15 protein-coding genes are annotated in these 16,862 nt (G+C 43.2%); 3 read left to right on the top strand and 12 right to left on the bottom strand.

Going from position 1 to position 16,862, the window contains the following annotated elements; translation table 11 throughout:
• From vctC to ACOSVQ_RS12955, 9 genes are all read right to left on the bottom strand, one after another.
• Positions 1 to 759 carry an iron chelate ABC transporter ATP-binding protein VctC gene (gene vctC / locus ACOSVQ_RS12995; RefSeq protein ID WP_491982969.1) on the bottom strand — a complete coding sequence of 253 codons (759 nt, stop codon included), beginning with the start codon at positions 757 to 759 and terminating at the stop codon, positions 1 to 3.
• Between the two features lie 2 nt (positions 760 to 761).
• Complete coding sequence (gene vctG / locus ACOSVQ_RS12990) at positions 762 to 1,712, bottom strand: iron chelate uptake ABC transporter permease subunit VctG (RefSeq protein WP_165313073.1); 951 nt, start codon at positions 1,710 to 1,712, stop codon at positions 762 to 764.
• Positions 1,702 to 2,640, bottom strand: a complete 939-nt coding sequence (vctD, locus tag ACOSVQ_RS12985; protein ID WP_491982968.1) for an iron chelate uptake ABC transporter permease subunit VctD — start codon at positions 2,638 to 2,640, stop codon at positions 1,702 to 1,704. Before vctD ends, vctG begins: the two co-directional genes overlap by 11 nt.
• A 79-nt stretch (positions 2,641 to 2,719) precedes the next feature.
• Positions 2,720 to 3,628: a siderophore ABC transporter substrate-binding protein gene (locus tag ACOSVQ_RS12980; RefSeq protein ID WP_491982967.1), complete on the bottom strand. Its 909-nt coding sequence runs from the start codon at positions 3,626 to 3,628 to the stop codon at positions 2,720 to 2,722.
• Between the two features lie 199 nt (positions 3,629 to 3,827).
• Positions 3,828 to 4,586 (bottom strand): class II glutamine amidotransferase, encoded by a 759-nt coding sequence (locus tag ACOSVQ_RS12975; RefSeq protein ID WP_491982966.1) that lies wholly within the window; start codon positions 4,584 to 4,586, stop codon positions 3,828 to 3,830.
• Between the two features lie 172 nt (positions 4,587 to 4,758).
• The gene (locus tag ACOSVQ_RS12970; RefSeq protein WP_491982965.1) at positions 4,759 to 6,759 is read right to left on the bottom strand and encodes a HAMP domain-containing methyl-accepting chemotaxis protein; all 2,001 of its coding nucleotides are present in this window, start codon (positions 6,757 to 6,759) and stop codon (positions 4,759 to 4,761) included.
• 172 nt (positions 6,760 to 6,931) lie between these two features.
• The gene (locus ACOSVQ_RS12965) at positions 6,932 to 7,192 is read right to left on the bottom strand and encodes a hypothetical protein (protein ID WP_491982964.1); all 261 of its coding nucleotides are present in this window, start codon (positions 7,190 to 7,192) and stop codon (positions 6,932 to 6,934) included.
• Positions 7,193 to 7,421: 229 nt separating this feature from the next.
• Positions 7,422 to 7,766 (bottom strand): HopJ type III effector protein, encoded by a 345-nt coding sequence (locus ACOSVQ_RS12960; RefSeq protein WP_491982963.1) that lies wholly within the window; start codon positions 7,764 to 7,766, stop codon positions 7,422 to 7,424.
• 94 nt (positions 7,767 to 7,860) lie between these two features.
• The gene (locus tag ACOSVQ_RS12955) at positions 7,861 to 8,841 is read right to left on the bottom strand and encodes an ABC transporter substrate-binding protein (protein WP_491982962.1); all 981 of its coding nucleotides are present in this window, start codon (positions 8,839 to 8,841) and stop codon (positions 7,861 to 7,863) included.
• A gap of 160 nt (positions 8,842 to 9,001) precedes the next feature.
• Between ACOSVQ_RS12955 and ACOSVQ_RS12950 the strand changes: the two genes are divergently transcribed.
• Positions 9,002 to 10,936, top strand: a complete 1,935-nt coding sequence (locus ACOSVQ_RS12950) for a PAS domain-containing sensor histidine kinase (protein WP_491982961.1) — start codon at positions 9,002 to 9,004, stop codon at positions 10,934 to 10,936.
• Positions 10,937 to 10,976: 40 nt separating this feature from the next.
• Here ACOSVQ_RS12950 and ACOSVQ_RS12945 read toward each other — a convergent pair whose 3' ends face one another.
• Complete coding sequence (locus ACOSVQ_RS12945) at positions 10,977 to 12,515, bottom strand: DUF3369 domain-containing protein (RefSeq protein WP_491982960.1); 1,539 nt, start codon at positions 12,513 to 12,515, stop codon at positions 10,977 to 10,979.
• A 224-nt stretch (positions 12,516 to 12,739) separates the two neighbouring features.
• Between ACOSVQ_RS12945 and ACOSVQ_RS12940 the strand changes: the two genes are divergently transcribed.
• Positions 12,740 to 14,737, top strand: coding sequence for a methyl-accepting chemotaxis protein (locus ACOSVQ_RS12940; RefSeq protein ID WP_491982959.1), 1,998 nt, complete (start codon positions 12,740 to 12,742; stop codon positions 14,735 to 14,737).
• A 68-nt stretch (positions 14,738 to 14,805) separates the two neighbouring features.
• Here ACOSVQ_RS12940 and ACOSVQ_RS12935 read toward each other — a convergent pair whose 3' ends face one another.
• Positions 14,806 to 15,297, bottom strand: a complete 492-nt coding sequence (locus tag ACOSVQ_RS12935; RefSeq protein ID WP_491982958.1) for a hypothetical protein — start codon at positions 15,295 to 15,297, stop codon at positions 14,806 to 14,808.
• Between the two features lie 36 nt (positions 15,298 to 15,333).
• Positions 15,334 to 15,846 carry a nicotinate-nicotinamide nucleotide adenylyltransferase gene (locus tag ACOSVQ_RS12930; RefSeq protein ID WP_463598026.1) on the bottom strand — a complete coding sequence of 171 codons (513 nt, stop codon included), beginning with the start codon at positions 15,844 to 15,846 and terminating at the stop codon, positions 15,334 to 15,336.
• A 105-nt stretch (positions 15,847 to 15,951) separates the two neighbouring features.
• On the opposite strand from ACOSVQ_RS12930, the gene nadE reads away from it, so the two are divergent.
• Complete coding sequence (gene nadE / locus ACOSVQ_RS12925; protein ID WP_491982957.1) at positions 15,952 to 16,782, top strand: NAD(+) synthase; 831 nt, start codon at positions 15,952 to 15,954, stop codon at positions 16,780 to 16,782.
• The last annotated feature ends 80 nt before the right edge of the window (positions 16,783 to 16,862 follow it).

Below are 16,862 nucleotides of genomic sequence, written 5' to 3'. Positions count from 1 at the left end.
TTAAGTGTGATACAAACACATGCGTTTTCCTTCCAACTCAACCACTCTGAAAGGCGTTTCGTAGATGTTGCTCAGCACCTCAGCTTGAATCACTTCTTCTACGCTCCCCGTGGCTACCATCTCGCCTTTCTTCATCGCGATGATTTGGTCTGAATAGCACGATGCGAAATTAATATCGTGTATGACCACAACAACCGCTTTATCGAGTTCATGGGCTAGCCTCTGAATAGTCGACATGATTTGCAATGAGTGTTTGATATCCAAGTTGTTGAGTGGTTCATCAAGAAATACGTAGTCGGTGTCTTGAGCGATGACCATAGCAATAAAAGCAAGTTGACGCTGTCCCCCACTAAGTTCATCAAGATATTTATTTTGAATATCAGACAGATCTAAATACTCGATTGATTGGTCGATAACTTGCTGATCTTCCTGAGTCAGTTTTCCTTTTGAGTAGGGAAAACGTCCAAAAGAGACCAACTCACGAACAGTGAAACGCATGGTTAAGCTGTTCGCCTGACGTAATACAGAGAGCTTTTTCGCGAGCGCTTTAGTATCCCAATCCACCAGCTCACGATTATCAATCCACACTTCACCTGCGTCACGGTTGATCAAACGGCTAGCCATAGACAGCAGTGTACTTTTACCCGCGCCATTTGGGCCGATAATTGAAGTCACTTTTCCTTTCTCAAATTGAGTGCTCGCAGCTTTTACTACCGTTTGTTGACCAAACATTTTGGTCAGATTTTTCAATTTGATCATGACTAAACCACTTTGTTACGAATTAAGAGTGAAAGGAAATAAATACCGCCGATAAAGTTAATAATCACACTCAAGGTGGTACTGAAATGGAAGACTTTTTCCACCATCCATTGCCCAGCGAGTAACGCTGAAACAGACATGGCAGAGCAAGCGAAAAGCAGTACTCGATGCTGATAAGATTTAAACCACTCACGGGTCAAGTTGGTGACTAACAGACCAAAAAACATGATTGGTCCTACAAGCGCCGTCGATATTGAAATCAAAAAGGCGCTAAGCAGCAGAACGTTACGTGTCATCTTGCGTACATCCACACCCAAACTTATAGCATTGTCTTTATCGAGCCAGAAGACGTCCAATGTGCGATTCATACTAAACAGTGCAGCTGACGCCAACAGCAACAATGGAGTCCCCAGATAAACCAGATCAACATTCACGTTATTGAAACTGGCAAACATAGTTGCTTGTAAAGAAGCGAAGTCGTTAGGATCCATTAACATAATGAAAAATGAGGCGATGTTGGAAAACAACTGACCAAAAATCACGCCAAGAAGTAACAGCATGATTAAACTCTGATTCTGTTTTCTAAAGTAAAAAGCAAACAGCATACTCGAGAAAATCAGCATGACAGAAACAGCTAGAGAGAAGTTCAAATAGGCATCTAAGATAAAGCTGCTCATACCGCCAAACGTAGCCACAATCGTGGTTTGAGTTAACAGGTAGAGGGAGTCAAAACCCATAATACTCGGCGTTAAAATGCGGTTGTGGGTAATTGTCTGAAATGCCAGCGAGGATTGAGCAATGGCAATGCCCGCAATCACAATCGCCAGTACTTTAGGTACACGACGTGAAAGGAAATATTGGTAGTTGTCAGCGGTTAAACCTATCCCAATAAACAGACCGATAAATACCAATGAAACAACCACTAATAAGACGATTTTACTTTTATCCTGCATGACGTTTGCCTTTGGTAATCAGGAAGATAAATGCAACACCACCTAACATACTGATGATCATGGAAATGGGAACTTCATAAGGGAAAATGATCACGCGACCAACCAGGTCACACAACAAAACCAAAAGCGCGCCGAAAATAGCGGTGCGTGGAATGTTCGCTCTCAAGTTGTCACCGTAGAAATAGCTCACCACGTTTGGCACGATTAGCCCTAGAAATGGAAGTTCACCGACAATCATCACCACACTGGCAGACATCACAGATACCAAGCAGACCCCGATGACCAACACTTGCCCGTAGTTCAGACCAAGGTTTACTGCAAAATCTTTCCCCATGCCTACTGCGGAAATACGTGTAGCATATAAGTAACTGAATATCGCAATTGGTATAGCGATATATAGAAGCTCAAAATCCCCTTGCAGAAGGTTGGCGAAGTTAGCCACTTTCCATGCTGAGAGGTTCTGAATGGCATCATATTTATAGGCGATGAACGTTGCAGTGGAGTCGACAACATTACCAAATACGATACCAATTAAAGGGACGAAAATGGCGTTTTTAAACTGTACGTTTTGAATGAACCAGACAAAGACCAACGTCCCCACCATTGCGACTGAAAAAATAAGCCACAAATGTGACCCATTGCCAAACAGGACAAGGCTTAACACATAGCCCAACATGGCACATTCAATCGTTCCAGAAGTAGAAGGCGCTGCGAATCTGTTTTGACTAATCTGCTGCATGATCAAACCAGCAATACTCAATCCAGCACCCGCGAGAAGGATGGCAAGTAATCGCGGTAAACGACTAGTCCAAAATAACTGCCATGACATTGGGTCATGGTTGAGAAGAGAAGAAAGAGAGAGATTACCGACCCCCACAAACAGTGAAGCAACGCTAACCATCAATAAAGCAAGCAATAACCGTTTCAAAGCTAACCCCAGCTATGAGGCAGTTTCCCCCAGCGAAGAAACTGCCTCTCTTATAGTTTAAAATTGACGCTGAGTCAGATTAAAGACCAACCGATTTTTCCATATCAGAGATCATCTGCTCGGTTGCTTTCACACCTGAAATAGAAAGATACCAAGCATTCAAGTCGAGGAATGCGATGTTATTGTTCTTATAAGCTTGCGTTGCCTTCACAAGGTCGTTGTAAAAATCTTTACTACCTTGGTCATTGCTTGGGTCGGTTAGCTTGTTACGGTCAATAACCAATAGTACTTTCGGGTCATGTTCACGAATGAATTCATAAGAAATCAAATCCCCGTGGCTAGCGTTCTTTTTCGTGGAAACTGTCTCTTTAAAACCAAAATCTTTGTAGATTGAAGAAAAACGAGAGTCGACACCAAAAGCAGTAATGTTGCCACCATTGGTCATCACGGTCATTGCATCAAGATTGTGGTTTTGGTTGTATGCGCGAACTGCTTGGAACTTCTTATCAAGTTGATCGATCTTTGCATCCACCTGGCTTTCAATGTTGAACACCTTACCAAGGTTCTTCCACTGCTCTTGCGTGCTTTCCCAATAGCCTTTGTTTGCATCAACAGCAAATACGATTGTCGGGGCAATTTTGGAAAGTTCGCCGTAGCTCTTTGATGCACGAGGGCCTATAAGAATTAAGTCCGGTTTCATTGTGTAGATATTTTCAAAGTCAGGTTCAAACAACGAACCTGCTGCACCGTATTTTTCTGCTTTGTACTTTTCCAAATAATTTGGAATTTGCGGCACTTTTGAGATAGCTACTGGATCAATACCAAAGGTGTCCAAAGCATCAAGTACACCTAAGCCAATCACTACAACACGTTGTGGGTTCTGCTCAAGCGTGGTTTTACCCATGCTATGTTCAATCGTGACGGGTGCTGCGTGCGCCGTCATAGATAATAGGATGCCAACAGTAGCCAAACTGATACGCTTTTTCATTCGGGTTCCTTTTTACAACTGAGAAGATTATTGATAATCATTATTGTTTGCGTTGAACTATAACGTTCAAAGTTGTCATAAGCAACCGGAATAATGGGTACAAATGTAAGAGTTGATGAAGCTTTTGGAACAACTTCAAATTGGGGATGTGTACAAGGCTTCACCGAGATTGACCTCAATGAAGCCTTCTGAAGAGGAGTTATATTTGGTAGGTCTGACAATGATTACCCAACACATGGGTAATCGTTTGTGGAGCCACACTCTCCCAGCCGGGTTCATTTGCTAGGGGCTCGGATGCAAGCACGATATCCTCACCCTGCTTCTTCACAAACACCGTCGGTGGTTGTTGGTCAGAGCTATAACGTACAAGCCAGAATTGCTCACCGTCAGAAACACAAATTGATGCTTTAAAAGGTTCTGTCGCCCCTTTTCGCGCCATTGTCTGCTCAATGTCGTAAATCGTTTTACGAATTGCCGAAACTGGCTGCTCAAACAATCCATTCATGATCATCAACAAGAAGATTAACTCACTGTCAGTACTGCCTTGCTGCTTAATATATATATCTTCCGGCAACATATGCTCTAGCGAGTATTTCACCTTGCAGAACTCACCAATTTGCCCGTTATGCAAAAACATCCAGTTATCAATGATGAAAGGGTGGCAGTTACTGCGCGACACGCGGCTACCCGTTGAAGAACGCACATGCGCCATAAAACGGTGAGAACGTATATGATGCGCAAGAGAGCGTAAGTTTTCATCTCCCCATGCGGGAAGCACCTCATGAAATTGTCCCGGTGTGGAACGCTCGGTATACCAACCTAATCCAAACCCGTCAGCATTGACTCGGGCGATCGTTTTTCGAGCTTCGATACTTTGATGAACAAGAGAGTGTTCAGGGTGAAAAATAAGCTCATCTAAATAGATAGGGCTACCCTGATACGCGAGCCAACGGCACATAAAACACGCAATCCTATAACGACAAAAAACCCTAATTAACCACGAATTTTATAAGGACGCAATCAGTAGCTATAGGACAGAAACGCTTGGTATATATAGCTTGAGAGGATATAGGTCACTTGCATTCTGTGTTCGTCAGAAGTATCGAACACAGAATGCAAAAACCACAAGATTAGTGCAGTTTAAATTGTGCCATTTCGCTATTTAATTCGGTAACGCGGTCACGAATTTGCAGTGAAGTTTTATTGGCATTTTGGCTAATAGAATCGACGTCTTTCATTGACGTCGAAACGTTCTGCATGTGCTCAGTGATCAAACGTGTTGCTTCAGATTGCTGATTTGCCGCAGCCGCCAATTGCAACATCTGCTCATTGAGTGCTGAGATTTGATCCGTAGAATTCACCAACTTGATGACGGCTTCTTCAATATGCTCTGAGCCTTGTTCCGCCATTTCTTGACTGCGTTGAATCTCTTTCACTACAGAACCTGTGGCACTTTGAATCGCATTTACAATGCTGTTAATTTCAGTGGTTGATTTCGTGGTACGCGATGCCAGCATACGAACTTCGTCAGCAACCACAGCGAATCCTCTTCCCGCTTCACCAGCTCTTGCAGCTTCAATCGCCGCATTCAGTGCCAATAAGTTGGTCTGCTCCGCTAAGCCTTCAATCACTTCGGTGACTTTACCAATGGCTTGGCTTTCCAAATTCAATTTCGCAACCAGTTCACTCGTCACTTCGATTGTTTTATGCAAAGACGCCATAGTCGCTTTGTTTTGCTCTAAAGATTCTCTGCCGAGCGTTAATTCGTACTGACTGTCTGAAAGGGTTTCAACTGAACGCTGAGCCTGATCAAGAGTGTGTTGAGTAGATTGCGCCACATCTTCCAACTCTGTTTCCATCCGCTCGATACTTTGTTCCTGATTTTTCACTTGGCTAAGCGTTTGCTGGCTAGAGCTCAATAGCGCTTCCATGCTGTCATTTACCTGACCTGCTTTATCCGTTACCCCTTTGACGATATTGGACAAAGACTGGTTCATGCTGTTGATTGAGATAGTTAATGCTGACAACTCATCGCTGCCATTAACAACAAGTGGTTGTTGTGATACGTCACCAGATGCAATCAGCTGCGCACGCTTCGAAATTTGAGCAACTCGGCGGCCAATGCTTCTCCCCATATAAGTCGATACCGCAAGCGATGCTATCACCACCAAAATCAACGCCACCACCAATATGGTCAACACTTGGTGAATAGACTGATTAATGCCTTCTCCACTTCTATCGGCTTTACTCTGCTGAGCAGCAACTACAGACTCTAAACTGATGTTCAGTTGCTCTGCCGCTGGCACAAGCGTATTGGCCATCTCTTGGTTGACTAAGTTCCAGTCTGTAGACTGACGAAGTGCAATAGTTTGATCTGCCAGAGGGAAGAACAGTTGTTGCATCTCTTTAAACAGTTCCCACAAAGATTTGTCATCTTCATTCAACAAATCAATTTTGCTCTCGATTTCACTAACCGATTGCTTGTGTGCTTTGATGAAATCTTGGTACTTAGTTAGGTACTCTGGATCACCATAGAGAAGAAAATCTCGCATCGCTGAAAGCGCATTGGCCAGCGAGTTATAGCTATCTGCATAGACTTTAAACAAACGCTTACGCTCTTCGCCTTCTCTGTTTGAAGATTCTGCATTGATCAACCCTTGGATCTGATCCAACGCAACTTCAGCAATCGGCGCCGCTTCGCTAGTAAACAAATTATGCGCTGGCAGATTTTCTGGGGTATGCGTCATCTCGACAATTTTATTTACCGATGCTTTGACTTCGTCCCAATGCTGAACCACGTTCTGATAATCGGATTCCTGAATGAGGTTTTCCAACACTGGAAGCGACTCGTCTGTTTGAGCGATGATGGTATTGATCTGAGCTTTCAGGTTTTCTCCTGCTTGCTCATCACTCCCCAACAACATATATGCACGAACGGTTGAAAGTGTCGCTTGAATAGACTGCTGAATACCACGGGATGTATCCACCGTTGGTAAGTCAGATTGAAGAAGTGAATTAGTGTGCGTCTCTAACACAGAGACATTTCGATAGGTAACGACTGCAGATACCGTAAATAACACGGCTAAGAGTAAAAAACTTAACTGCAACTTCCCTGAAATCGTTAGCTTCATCCTTGAGCTCCTGTACAACTTTTATCAGACTATATCGTTAATTAAACGTTAACGGTACGCAGAAATAAAACTTGAGGAGTGTTTGGCTACTGTTTGTACAATTTCCGTATTTTATTCGGTATTTCCATACCAAGTTGCCCGTTTTCCGTAATCTACGCATGGAAATTAAACATTAAGGCAGCAACGAATAAGAACACAATGATGGCAAAAGAACACAGATAACAAATGCGGAATGTGTTAAAGCTGAATAGCGAAAACGTATCAGCAGTGGTGCAGTAACAAACAGTGTGATCAACACCGGAATGGTATCAATATCGACAGCAAAGTGGAGAATCACTAACAGCACAGCCAGCCCTATCATCGATACATAAGGAACAAGCACTTTTTTGCCTAACAGAAGCATAAAGAAAATAGTGGCTAGGAAAGAAAACATCAACAAACCTTAATTAATAATAATTATCATTTAGATTTAAATAATATGTTTACTGAAAGGGTAAATCAAGCAGCAAAATTAGTTTTTGCTTACTTAAAGAAGAGTTAGGAACAGTGATCAAAAAAGAGCAGCGTATGAATGCTGCTCTTTTCAATGGGTACTTTTTGATGAGTACTTTATCTGCCAATAGGTTAGCTTACTTAACTTTTACAAGTTTACCTGCAAGACGCTATTTTTCAGATAGTGCCTGAGCGGTGAATTTCACGCCTTGCCATCCAAAACGGATAAAGTTACGAATGTTTTGGTGGTCATCCTTATCTGGATTCTGCAGAACATCTTTACGGTAAAAATCACCAAAGCAAGCCAATGTTTGCGCTTCAGATAAACCTTGGTGTTGTGCAAAAGAAAAAATCTTACATGAACCATTATTCTGGTTCTCAGCATTCATTGTCTCGCCATTAACGAAAGCGGTAGGTGTAAACTCGTAATTCTCATCGATAGTCGCAATGACTTCTTGGAACTCTACCAATTCAGGCTGTTGGTTTAACTTTTCAAGCAGTGCTGCAATTTCCATATGTCGTTATCTATCCAGTTTACAAACAAAAAGGCAGTCTAATGAAAAACTGCCTAGATGCAAACCCGCTTTGAAACACGCCTTTCGATTTAAACTACCATTCCACAGGTTTCCAACCATTAGGAGGGCTGATCTCCCAACGCTTAAACTCTTCGGCAATGTAAACTTCCATCCCATTGTGCCCGACTTGGATAGGTACGTTGTTGGCATCCAGTTTTTTATCGAGAATCTCTTTCGCCATGCTTCCAGCTTGTAAACCTTGAGACCGTCCATCCAAGATAACGCCACCAGCGGCCTTACCCTTTCCTATGGAGTAGTCCCAGAACCCAAACATGGGCACTTGGCTATTTTGGTAAGTCCAATTCATGATCTCGTCGGAGTCCACACTCTCGCCATTACTGTTGATCAGGGTTTGATACAAACCAACGACTATTGCGCTGACTCCTTTTCTTGACGCGTTAGTCACTGCATCCTGCCACGCTCGCTCAGTTGAAATAACCATAACCTCAGTATCAATACTCAAGTTCTGTTTGATTAAATTGATCTGGCTTTCAATGTTACGTACAGCGATTTTTGCCGTGTTTCCTGAATCAAAAAGAACCAACACTTTCGGCTTGGTATTTGGACTATCGAGTACTTCGCCAATCCCCGCCATAGTTTTAATAAAAAATGGACGCTCCAATACCCCCGTCACACCAGCTTTACCTACATATTTAGCCAAGAGATCTCGCGGGTTTGAATTGATACCTAAAAACACAATGGGGATGGGATCTTGATATAACCTCGGCAGCATGTAACTCAAAGCATTGTCATCCCCAACAACAACCAAATCTGGCTTCAACTGCAAATAGGCTTGATACGCTAAATCTGCTCTTTCTTCATACTCACGGCTTGGCACACGTTTGGTATCCATCTCAAAAAAAGTAAGCTCATGATCTGATGCAAGGCTCTCCATTAGCCCCTGTCGGTAGCCGCTGTCCCAACCAAATCCCGCATGATAACTTTCAATGACCAGAACTTTTGCTGCCATCACAGGCGCTGACAGCAAGCTAAGAAGCAGTGCAATTCGAACCATAGTTAACACCTTCATTTCTTTTTATTTTTTAAGTTTAGACAAACTTCGCCAATTACCACTGGTAGACCTTCTATACTGGGATCATCCTTAAGTTAAAAACATTAATTAAAACGGCTGCAACTTTAGGTAAATAAAACTTCAAGTAGAAAGGGAAAGCTTAATGATTAAAAGTCGGCAATTCATAGAAAGTGATACCAACCCGTTTTATAGCCGTATTGGCCGAAGAATTATCATTATTTTGGTTTTGCTCAGTGGCGCCGTCACACTCATCGCAACACTGGCGCAAACCTATTTTGACTACAAAAGTGAGTTTAGCGACGTTGATCAGCGCCATCACGAAATTGAAATCATTCACTCTGAGCTGCTTTCTGCATCACTTTGGGACTATGACTTAGTTTTGCTGCAACAACGTCTCGATAGCTTGGTGGAATTACCTAAGGTCAACTACCTGCAAATAGAGTCTGGCAAATATAAGTTCGAAGCTGGAACACCTGTGGTAGGAAGTGCTGTTTCAAACACTTATCCCTTGTATCACATCAATCAAGACAATCACCAAATGGAGCAATTAGGCACGATTTACATCGAATCTAGTGCTCAAGAAATTTATAACGACCTGATTAAGCAGTTCATCATCACCCTATTAGTAAACACCGTTAAAACACTGTTTGTCTGCGCCGTGATTCTGATGGTTTTCCATGAAAGCGTTAACCGACGTATTTTCTCCGTCGCCCACTACTTACGTAAGTACAACCCGCGTCATCCAGCAGATAAGCTCTGTCTGGAACATAAAAAGTGGATCATGGAAAGAGATGATGAGCTGGATTGGCTGGCAGAAGAGACCAACACGATTACCAGTAACGTAACGACCCTTTATCGCAATATTAAGTTCGAACAGGAACGCTTTGCCGACTTTACACTCGTGTCCTCCGACTGGTTATGGGAAACCAACATGGAAGGACATCTCACTTATGTTTCAGAGCCAATGCGTGAAATGCTTGAGATTGACGAATTTACCCGTCCCACATTCGCACAAATTCCTTGGTTTGTTGACGTAACAGATTTACTTCGCGCTCTAGAAACAAAGCAAGACTTCGCCAAATGCGAACAGCAGTTGAAGATTGATGGTTTCAACATTTACATGATGTTTCAGGGAATTGCTCGTTACGAAAACGACCATTTTGTCGGCTATCGTGGCACCAGTATCAATATCACTCAGCTCAAAACCACCCAGTTGGAGTTGCAAACCCTCAACTTCAATCTGGAGAGAAAAATTGATGAGCGAACCAGCGATCTCAAACAGAGTATGGAGCATCTACAGCGCACACAAGATCAACTAATCGAATCAGAAAAATTGGCTGCTTTAGGGGGATTGGTTGCAGGTGTGGCGCATGAAGTTAACACACCGCTAGGCATTGCTGTTACCGCAACATCAGTAATTCAAGAGGTGAAAAGCGAGCTGAACTCGGCGTTTGCCTCACAAACATTAACCAGCACCCAGTTTAGTGAACTGATGCAGCGCCTTGCTGATAGCAGTAAGTTGCTCGAAAGCAATCTTAATCGAGCAGCGAAGCTCGTCAGAGATTTTAAACAAACGGCGGTAGATCAGGTTTCCGAGCAGCGCAGCCAGTTCCGAATCCATCAGGTTATTGAAGCTCTGATTGCCAGCTTGCATTCAGAAACCCGTAAGATTCCCGTTGAGCCGCAAATTAAGGGTAATGAGCAGCTCATGATGACCAGCTTGCCCGGTGTGCTTACTCAGATCCTGACCAATCTGATCATGAACAGTGTGAACCACGCATTTAAAGAGACGCCTCAGCCAACCATCTTGATTGATTTCTACGAGCAAGGTGACGATGTTGTTTTGGAATACAGAGATAACGGCTGTGGCGTTGCAGAGCATCTACATCAGAAGATTTTCGAACCGTTTTTTACCACGAAACGTGGTGTGGGCGGCTCTGGGCTAGGTTTGAATCTGGTGTTTAACTTATTGAAGAAAAAGCTTAAAGGCGAGTTAGTGTTTGAATCGGAAGTTGGGCAAGGTGTGCACTACACCATCACCATGCCCAAAGTACTGCTTCAAGAGCCACTGAGTTAGTAACAAGATAAGCGAGTCTGAATCGTTTCGGATGAGACTATTAATCTGGCCAAGCGGATCTTATTTCAACAAATGCGTCCCAGTGCTCAAGGAGCAAATCAACCAACTTAGGTTCAAAATGCTGACCTCTTTGTGCCAGAAGCTCCTGTTTAATGTCAGCATCTGACCAAGGATCTTTGTAAACCCGTTTAGCACCTAAGGCATCAAATACATCTGCCAACGCAGTGATGCGTCCACAAATTGGAATCTGTTCCCCTTTAAGCTGTTTAGGATAACCTTGACCATCCCATTTTTCATGGTGTGTAGCGGCGATTTCTTTGGCAACAACCATCAATGGTCGTTTGGATTTGCTCAGGATATCAACGCCATATTCGACGTGTTTTTGCATTTCCGCCCACTCTTCTGCATCGAGTTTGCCGGGTTTGTGCAAGATACGATCGGGAATAGCGACTTTGCCCACATCATGTAACGGTGAAGCATTACGAATAAGCGCCGCTTCTGCGTCCGTTAAACCATACAAAAGCGCCAGTTTTTCACAGAACAGCGAAACCCTTTGAACATGTGCGCCCGTTTCTTTACTGCGAGCTTCCACCGCGTTAGCTAAGTTGTACACCAGCTCTTTCGACGTCTCTTTTAGATCTTCCATAAGATTAATCTTTTCAAAGGTTAATCCTATGTTGTACATGTAAATTTGAAGCAGTTGCTTGTCCAACTCAGACAACTCTTCATTCAGATTCACATAGAGAAGGTTATCTGCGCCGCGTTCATCGTGGAGATAGCAAACGTAAGCGATACCAAAATCTTCAGATTGACGAGTTTCGAGCACTCTCTTACAACGCTTAACCACTTCGTCGGGTAACACTTCGAACGCGCAGTCTTGGTAACAATCGACATACTCGCCTGTTGCAGCCAAGGTAAATGGTCGCGCTTCTTCACCTGCACTTCGTGGCTTTACTATGCAGTAGAATGCGGAAGCGTTCAGTTTCAAAAGTGAGGTCATCTGACTCAATACCGATGAAGCATAGGTCTTGAGTGTCGTGGTATTTTGTACCTTCGCGGAAGCTTCAATTACTCGGCTCAAGCCTTGCTTTTGCTCTTCTATCAAACACAAATCGCGATACGATCTCAGCATCGAATAAAGCAAAGTCCGAAGTTTTTGAGTGGTGAGTTCGGTCTTCTCCTTATAGTCATCAATCTCATACTCTTGGATGACTTTATCTTCAGGAGCTTGACCAGCCTGACCCGTTCTTAGTACTAAACGAGTCATTTTATTGTTGAGATGCTCACGGATATAGCGGACTAACTCTAGCCCCGCGTGTTCACTTTCCATGACCACATCGATCAAGGCCAAAGCGACATCATCACGCTCTTCCATCACTTTACGCGCAGCATCACCAGATAAGGCTGAAATCAGTTCAAGGGGGCGGTCCTGAAAACGGAATCCGCTAAGGGCTAACTTGGTGACTTGATGCATTTCGTTGTCATCATCCACCAACAAAACTTTCCATGTGTTAACAGCTACTTGGGGCTCTTTATTCTCTGTTACCGAGCTGCCACGCATGTCAGCAAATAAATCCATTTACAGCCTCATTATAGTTATTTCTATACGCCACTTTTAGCGTAGCACATTCCCTAAAGTTGCAATGTTACCTATGGCACTATTTTGCTGAACATTATTCAGCGTCAATCTTTACTTTTTACCGTACGGCAATAGAAATGCATGTGAGTGCACAGCAAAAAATTCACTGTCATCTAAAATAGTTAATTCAGTCAGTTGAAACTCTAAACTTTTAAGGTAATACAATGAAAAAACTGCTAAGACTTTTTCCTTTGTACTTAGTTGTAACCGTAATTGCAGGTATACCTATATTGATAGCGCTTGTGCTAGCCGTCTCGAATATTCTTGATTTAAACAAGCGCGTTAGCATTGCTGCACATGACCAAGAAACCGTTCAGCTCATCCTTTTATACGATAACCTTGCACACAATTTAGCGGTTGAACGTGGATTAACAGCTGGTGTATTAGGTTCAAAAGGTCAAGGCGCTCAGGTTGAAGCATTGAAAAAACAGCGCACGCAATCAGACACTCACATTCAAAATCTTCAAAGTTTTAGCCCGACAAACATTCCCAAAGCTTTCACTGAAAAATTGAAGACCGACATCAACGCTCAACTTCAATCACTAGCTGAAGTGAGAAAACAAGTTGATGCGCTTCAACCGAAAATTTCACCTTTTGCCTACTATTCCAACTTGAATCAGTTGGCTATTGATAACGCTCGCATACTCTTAGATACCGTAGATGATGCCAACGTTTCAGAAATGGGTAGCTCACTGATCTCTGTGGTCATTATGAAAGAGCGCGCGGGGCAAGTTCGCGGAGCACTCAATGGTGCGTTTGCTAGTCAGAAATCAAACTTGGCTCAATACACTTCAATCAACGATTACATTTCATCTGGTAACTACGCAGAACGTTCACTGCAACTGACTATGCCAGCACAATTTGTGCAACAGTTTAACGATGCGAAAAACTCCGCCATTTGGAAAAATGTAGAGCAGATTCAACAAAGCTACCTAAGCCAAGCAAATCAACTGGATAACCTACAAGGCCCTAAACCTACAGAATGGTTTGGTGCAGCGACAGAACGTATCGGTTTACTCAATCAGGCGAGAAACAGTATTCAAGGTCAGATGATGTCGATGTCTGCGCAGCAATCAGAACGCGCAAAAACCAACGAAAATATCATCATCACTTTAAGTGCTCTAATTGGCGCGATTTTAATTTTCGGACTTTATTCTTCGGTTCATACATTAAGAGCCCGCGTCGGTAGCCTAACCCAAAAGCTCGCATTGATGTCGAGAGACAGAGATTTAAGTATTTCACTGGCTTCCGAAGGACAAGACGAGATTTCTCAAATATCGCAGAGCGTAAACGGCTTAACCACCAGCATTCGTAATCTGCTTACTGACGTAACCGATGCCAATGACCACAGTTCGCAGCGCTTGAAACAGCTGATCCAAAGCTCAAAAGATCTCACCAAAAGTAGTCAATCAACCACTGCTAAATGTGAAAACATTGCAGCGGCGATGACAGAGCTGTCTCAATCCAGCGTAGAGATTGCACAATCTTCGGAACGTGCTCTAGACGAAACCAATACCATGACATCGAGAGTTATTGCTTGTCAGAATCAGAGCCAGTCTTCGTTCAAAGCAGTAGAAGCCTTAGTTGAGCAAATAGAACAGACTCAGATTTGTATGCAAAATCTGGAAAAAGATGCCATGAGCGTGAGTAAGATTGTCGATACCATCAGTGGCATTTCAGAGCAGACAAACCTACTTGCACTAAACGCAGCTATCGAAGCCGCACGCGCGGGCGAGCATGGTCGCGGTTTTGCAGTGGTTTCATCGGAAGTCCGCGACCTAGCACAGCGCAGTAAAGAAGCGACCGAACATATCAGCCAATTGCTTAATAACATGTCGAACAATACCAATACAGCTGTTAGCTTTATGGAAAAAAGCCGACAAGCAACACACACGACCTTTGAATCTGTATCGACGGTAAATACCAGTGTAGCGGAGTTGGAAAGTGTCATTGAGGAAGTGAACACTCACATTACCAGCATCGCTAACTCCACCGTTGAGCAGTCTAAAGCCAGCGAAGCCGTCGACAGAGATGTAGATGTACTGGCAGAGATTGCCCAAAACACTGGAGAACTTGCCAACGAACTTAACAACATCGTTAGTAGTTACAGCAAAGAAGCAGACACGGTTAAGCAAGCTCTGAACGAGTTCAAACTCATATAGCCGTTCGGGAATACAACAGACATAAAAAAGAGTCATCCTTGGATGACTCTTTTTCGTAAAACTTCAAATTAAAATGGCACTTCTATGTGCATCATTAGGTCGACTTCATAGTCATCATGCCAACGATAATCCATTCGCATGCGTGGTTCGCCTTTTTTCTTACTGCCAAAGCCTAAACTCAGCAATAAACCATGGCTTTTTAACCACTCTTCCGTCGTCATCTCTGCCTGCTCTTTCAAAAGCTTTGTGGGCATCCATACACCGACACCGATGTAACTTTGGGCAATCTTATGAGTAAAGAAAGGTTCTTCTTCTTGTTCAAAACCCCACTGTCCCCAGTAATCACTAATGTTTTCGTTATCTTTAAAAAAATCTAATTCAAAGAGTTTTTTAGAAGCGTACTCAAATCCGTGGATAAACGAGATACAAAGTACACGACTGTCTGATAGCTCTACAGTTTCAAAAGGTTTGTGCGATGGATCTTTATACGCAAAGGATTCGCATGCACTCGCCAAATTTGAAACCAGTAGCAGCATTATGCATGCAGCAAAAGATTTCATTAAACAGCAGCTCCGACCTCTTGGAGCGCTGATTTTCTAATAGACTTTTAGACGCTGCAATAACCCTTCAACACTTGGGGTCGTTAAACCGCTGATTTCAGCGTTATCTGACAAACGTCGTCTTATCTCAGTACTACGAACAGGTATTTTTTCCGGACAAACCATGATCGACCAACGCTGTAAAATCTCTGCGGATTTATAGAATTTGTCGAAATTGAGCAAATTATCAGGACCAATAACAAACGTGATGTCAGCTTGAGGAAAAATTTCTTCAACTTTTGTTAAAACTGCATGAGTGGTTACGCTATTGCCGGGTGTAACCAGCTCCTGTTCAATTTTGCACAGAGTGACTTTGCTTGAACCGATATCTTTAATGAACGCTTCGATAAGCTGGCAGCGGATGTCGTAATCCAACATATCTTTACCCCAAGCATGAGAAATACTTGGTACCAGCAGAATGCGGTCGAAGTGATCCAAAGAATCAATGACACTCTTGTGTCCCAAACTCGGTGGATTAAATGCACTGCCAAACACAGCAATTTTTTCCATCTTTACCCCTACTAAGAATGAAATCTCTATTCTCGGTTTTCTAATTGCATGATTGAGGTATGATACTACGAAAGTTTGTTAATGCTTGCAGGAAAAGGAAACCCAATGGAACAAATGATTCGAGATGAGATGCGAGTACTTCCTAGCATCGATCCTGCGTTCGAGATCGAGCGTCGTGTCGCTTTTGTAAAACGTAAGCTACTAGAGTCAGGCTGCAAATCTCTAGTGCTTGGTATCAGCGGTGGTATTGACTCTACAACATGTGGGCGCTTAGCTCAGTTAGCTGTAGAAGCGCTGAACAAAGAAAGCGACTCAAATGACTACCAGTTCATCGCCGTTCGTCTACCTTACGGTACCCAAAAAGACGAAGACGAAGCTCAGCTGGCATTATCTTTTATCAAACCAACGCACTCTGTGTCAGTGAACATTAAAGCAGGCGTCGATGGCTTGCATGCGGCTTCGCATGAAGCATTAGCGCACACTGGCCTACTTCCAGCTAACGCAGAGAAGCTTGATTTTGTAAAAGGTAACGTAAAAGCACGTGCACGTATGGTTGCTCAATATGAAATCGCTGGCTACGTTGGTGCCTTAGTGTTGGGTACTGACCATTCAGCAGAAAACATCACTGGTTTCTACACCAAGTTCGGTGACGGTGCATGTGATATGGCTCCGCTGTTTGGTTTAAGTAAGCGCCAAGTTCGTCAAGTTGCAGCAGCTCTAGGCGCACCAGACTTACTTGTTCACAAAACGCCAACCGCGGATTTGGAAGAGCTTTCTCCACAGAAAGCCGATGAAGATGCATTGAATCTGACCTATGACCAAATTGATGACTTCTTAGAAGGCAAACCGGTTTCTAAAGAAGCGTCTGATCGCCTAGTGGCTATCTACAAAGCGACCCAACATAAGCGTCAACCAATCCCAACAATTTACGATTGATCTCTGGATTGAAAATAAGTCTAAAAAGCCAAGCAAAACGCTTGGCTTTTTTACATCCAACCTGAGATTACAATACATTT

The sequence above is a fragment of the Vibrio sp. HM8-C genome, assembly GCF_058630515.1.
Note: the sequence above shows the minus strand (reverse complement) of the source record. Positions and strands in the feature narration are given on the sequence as shown.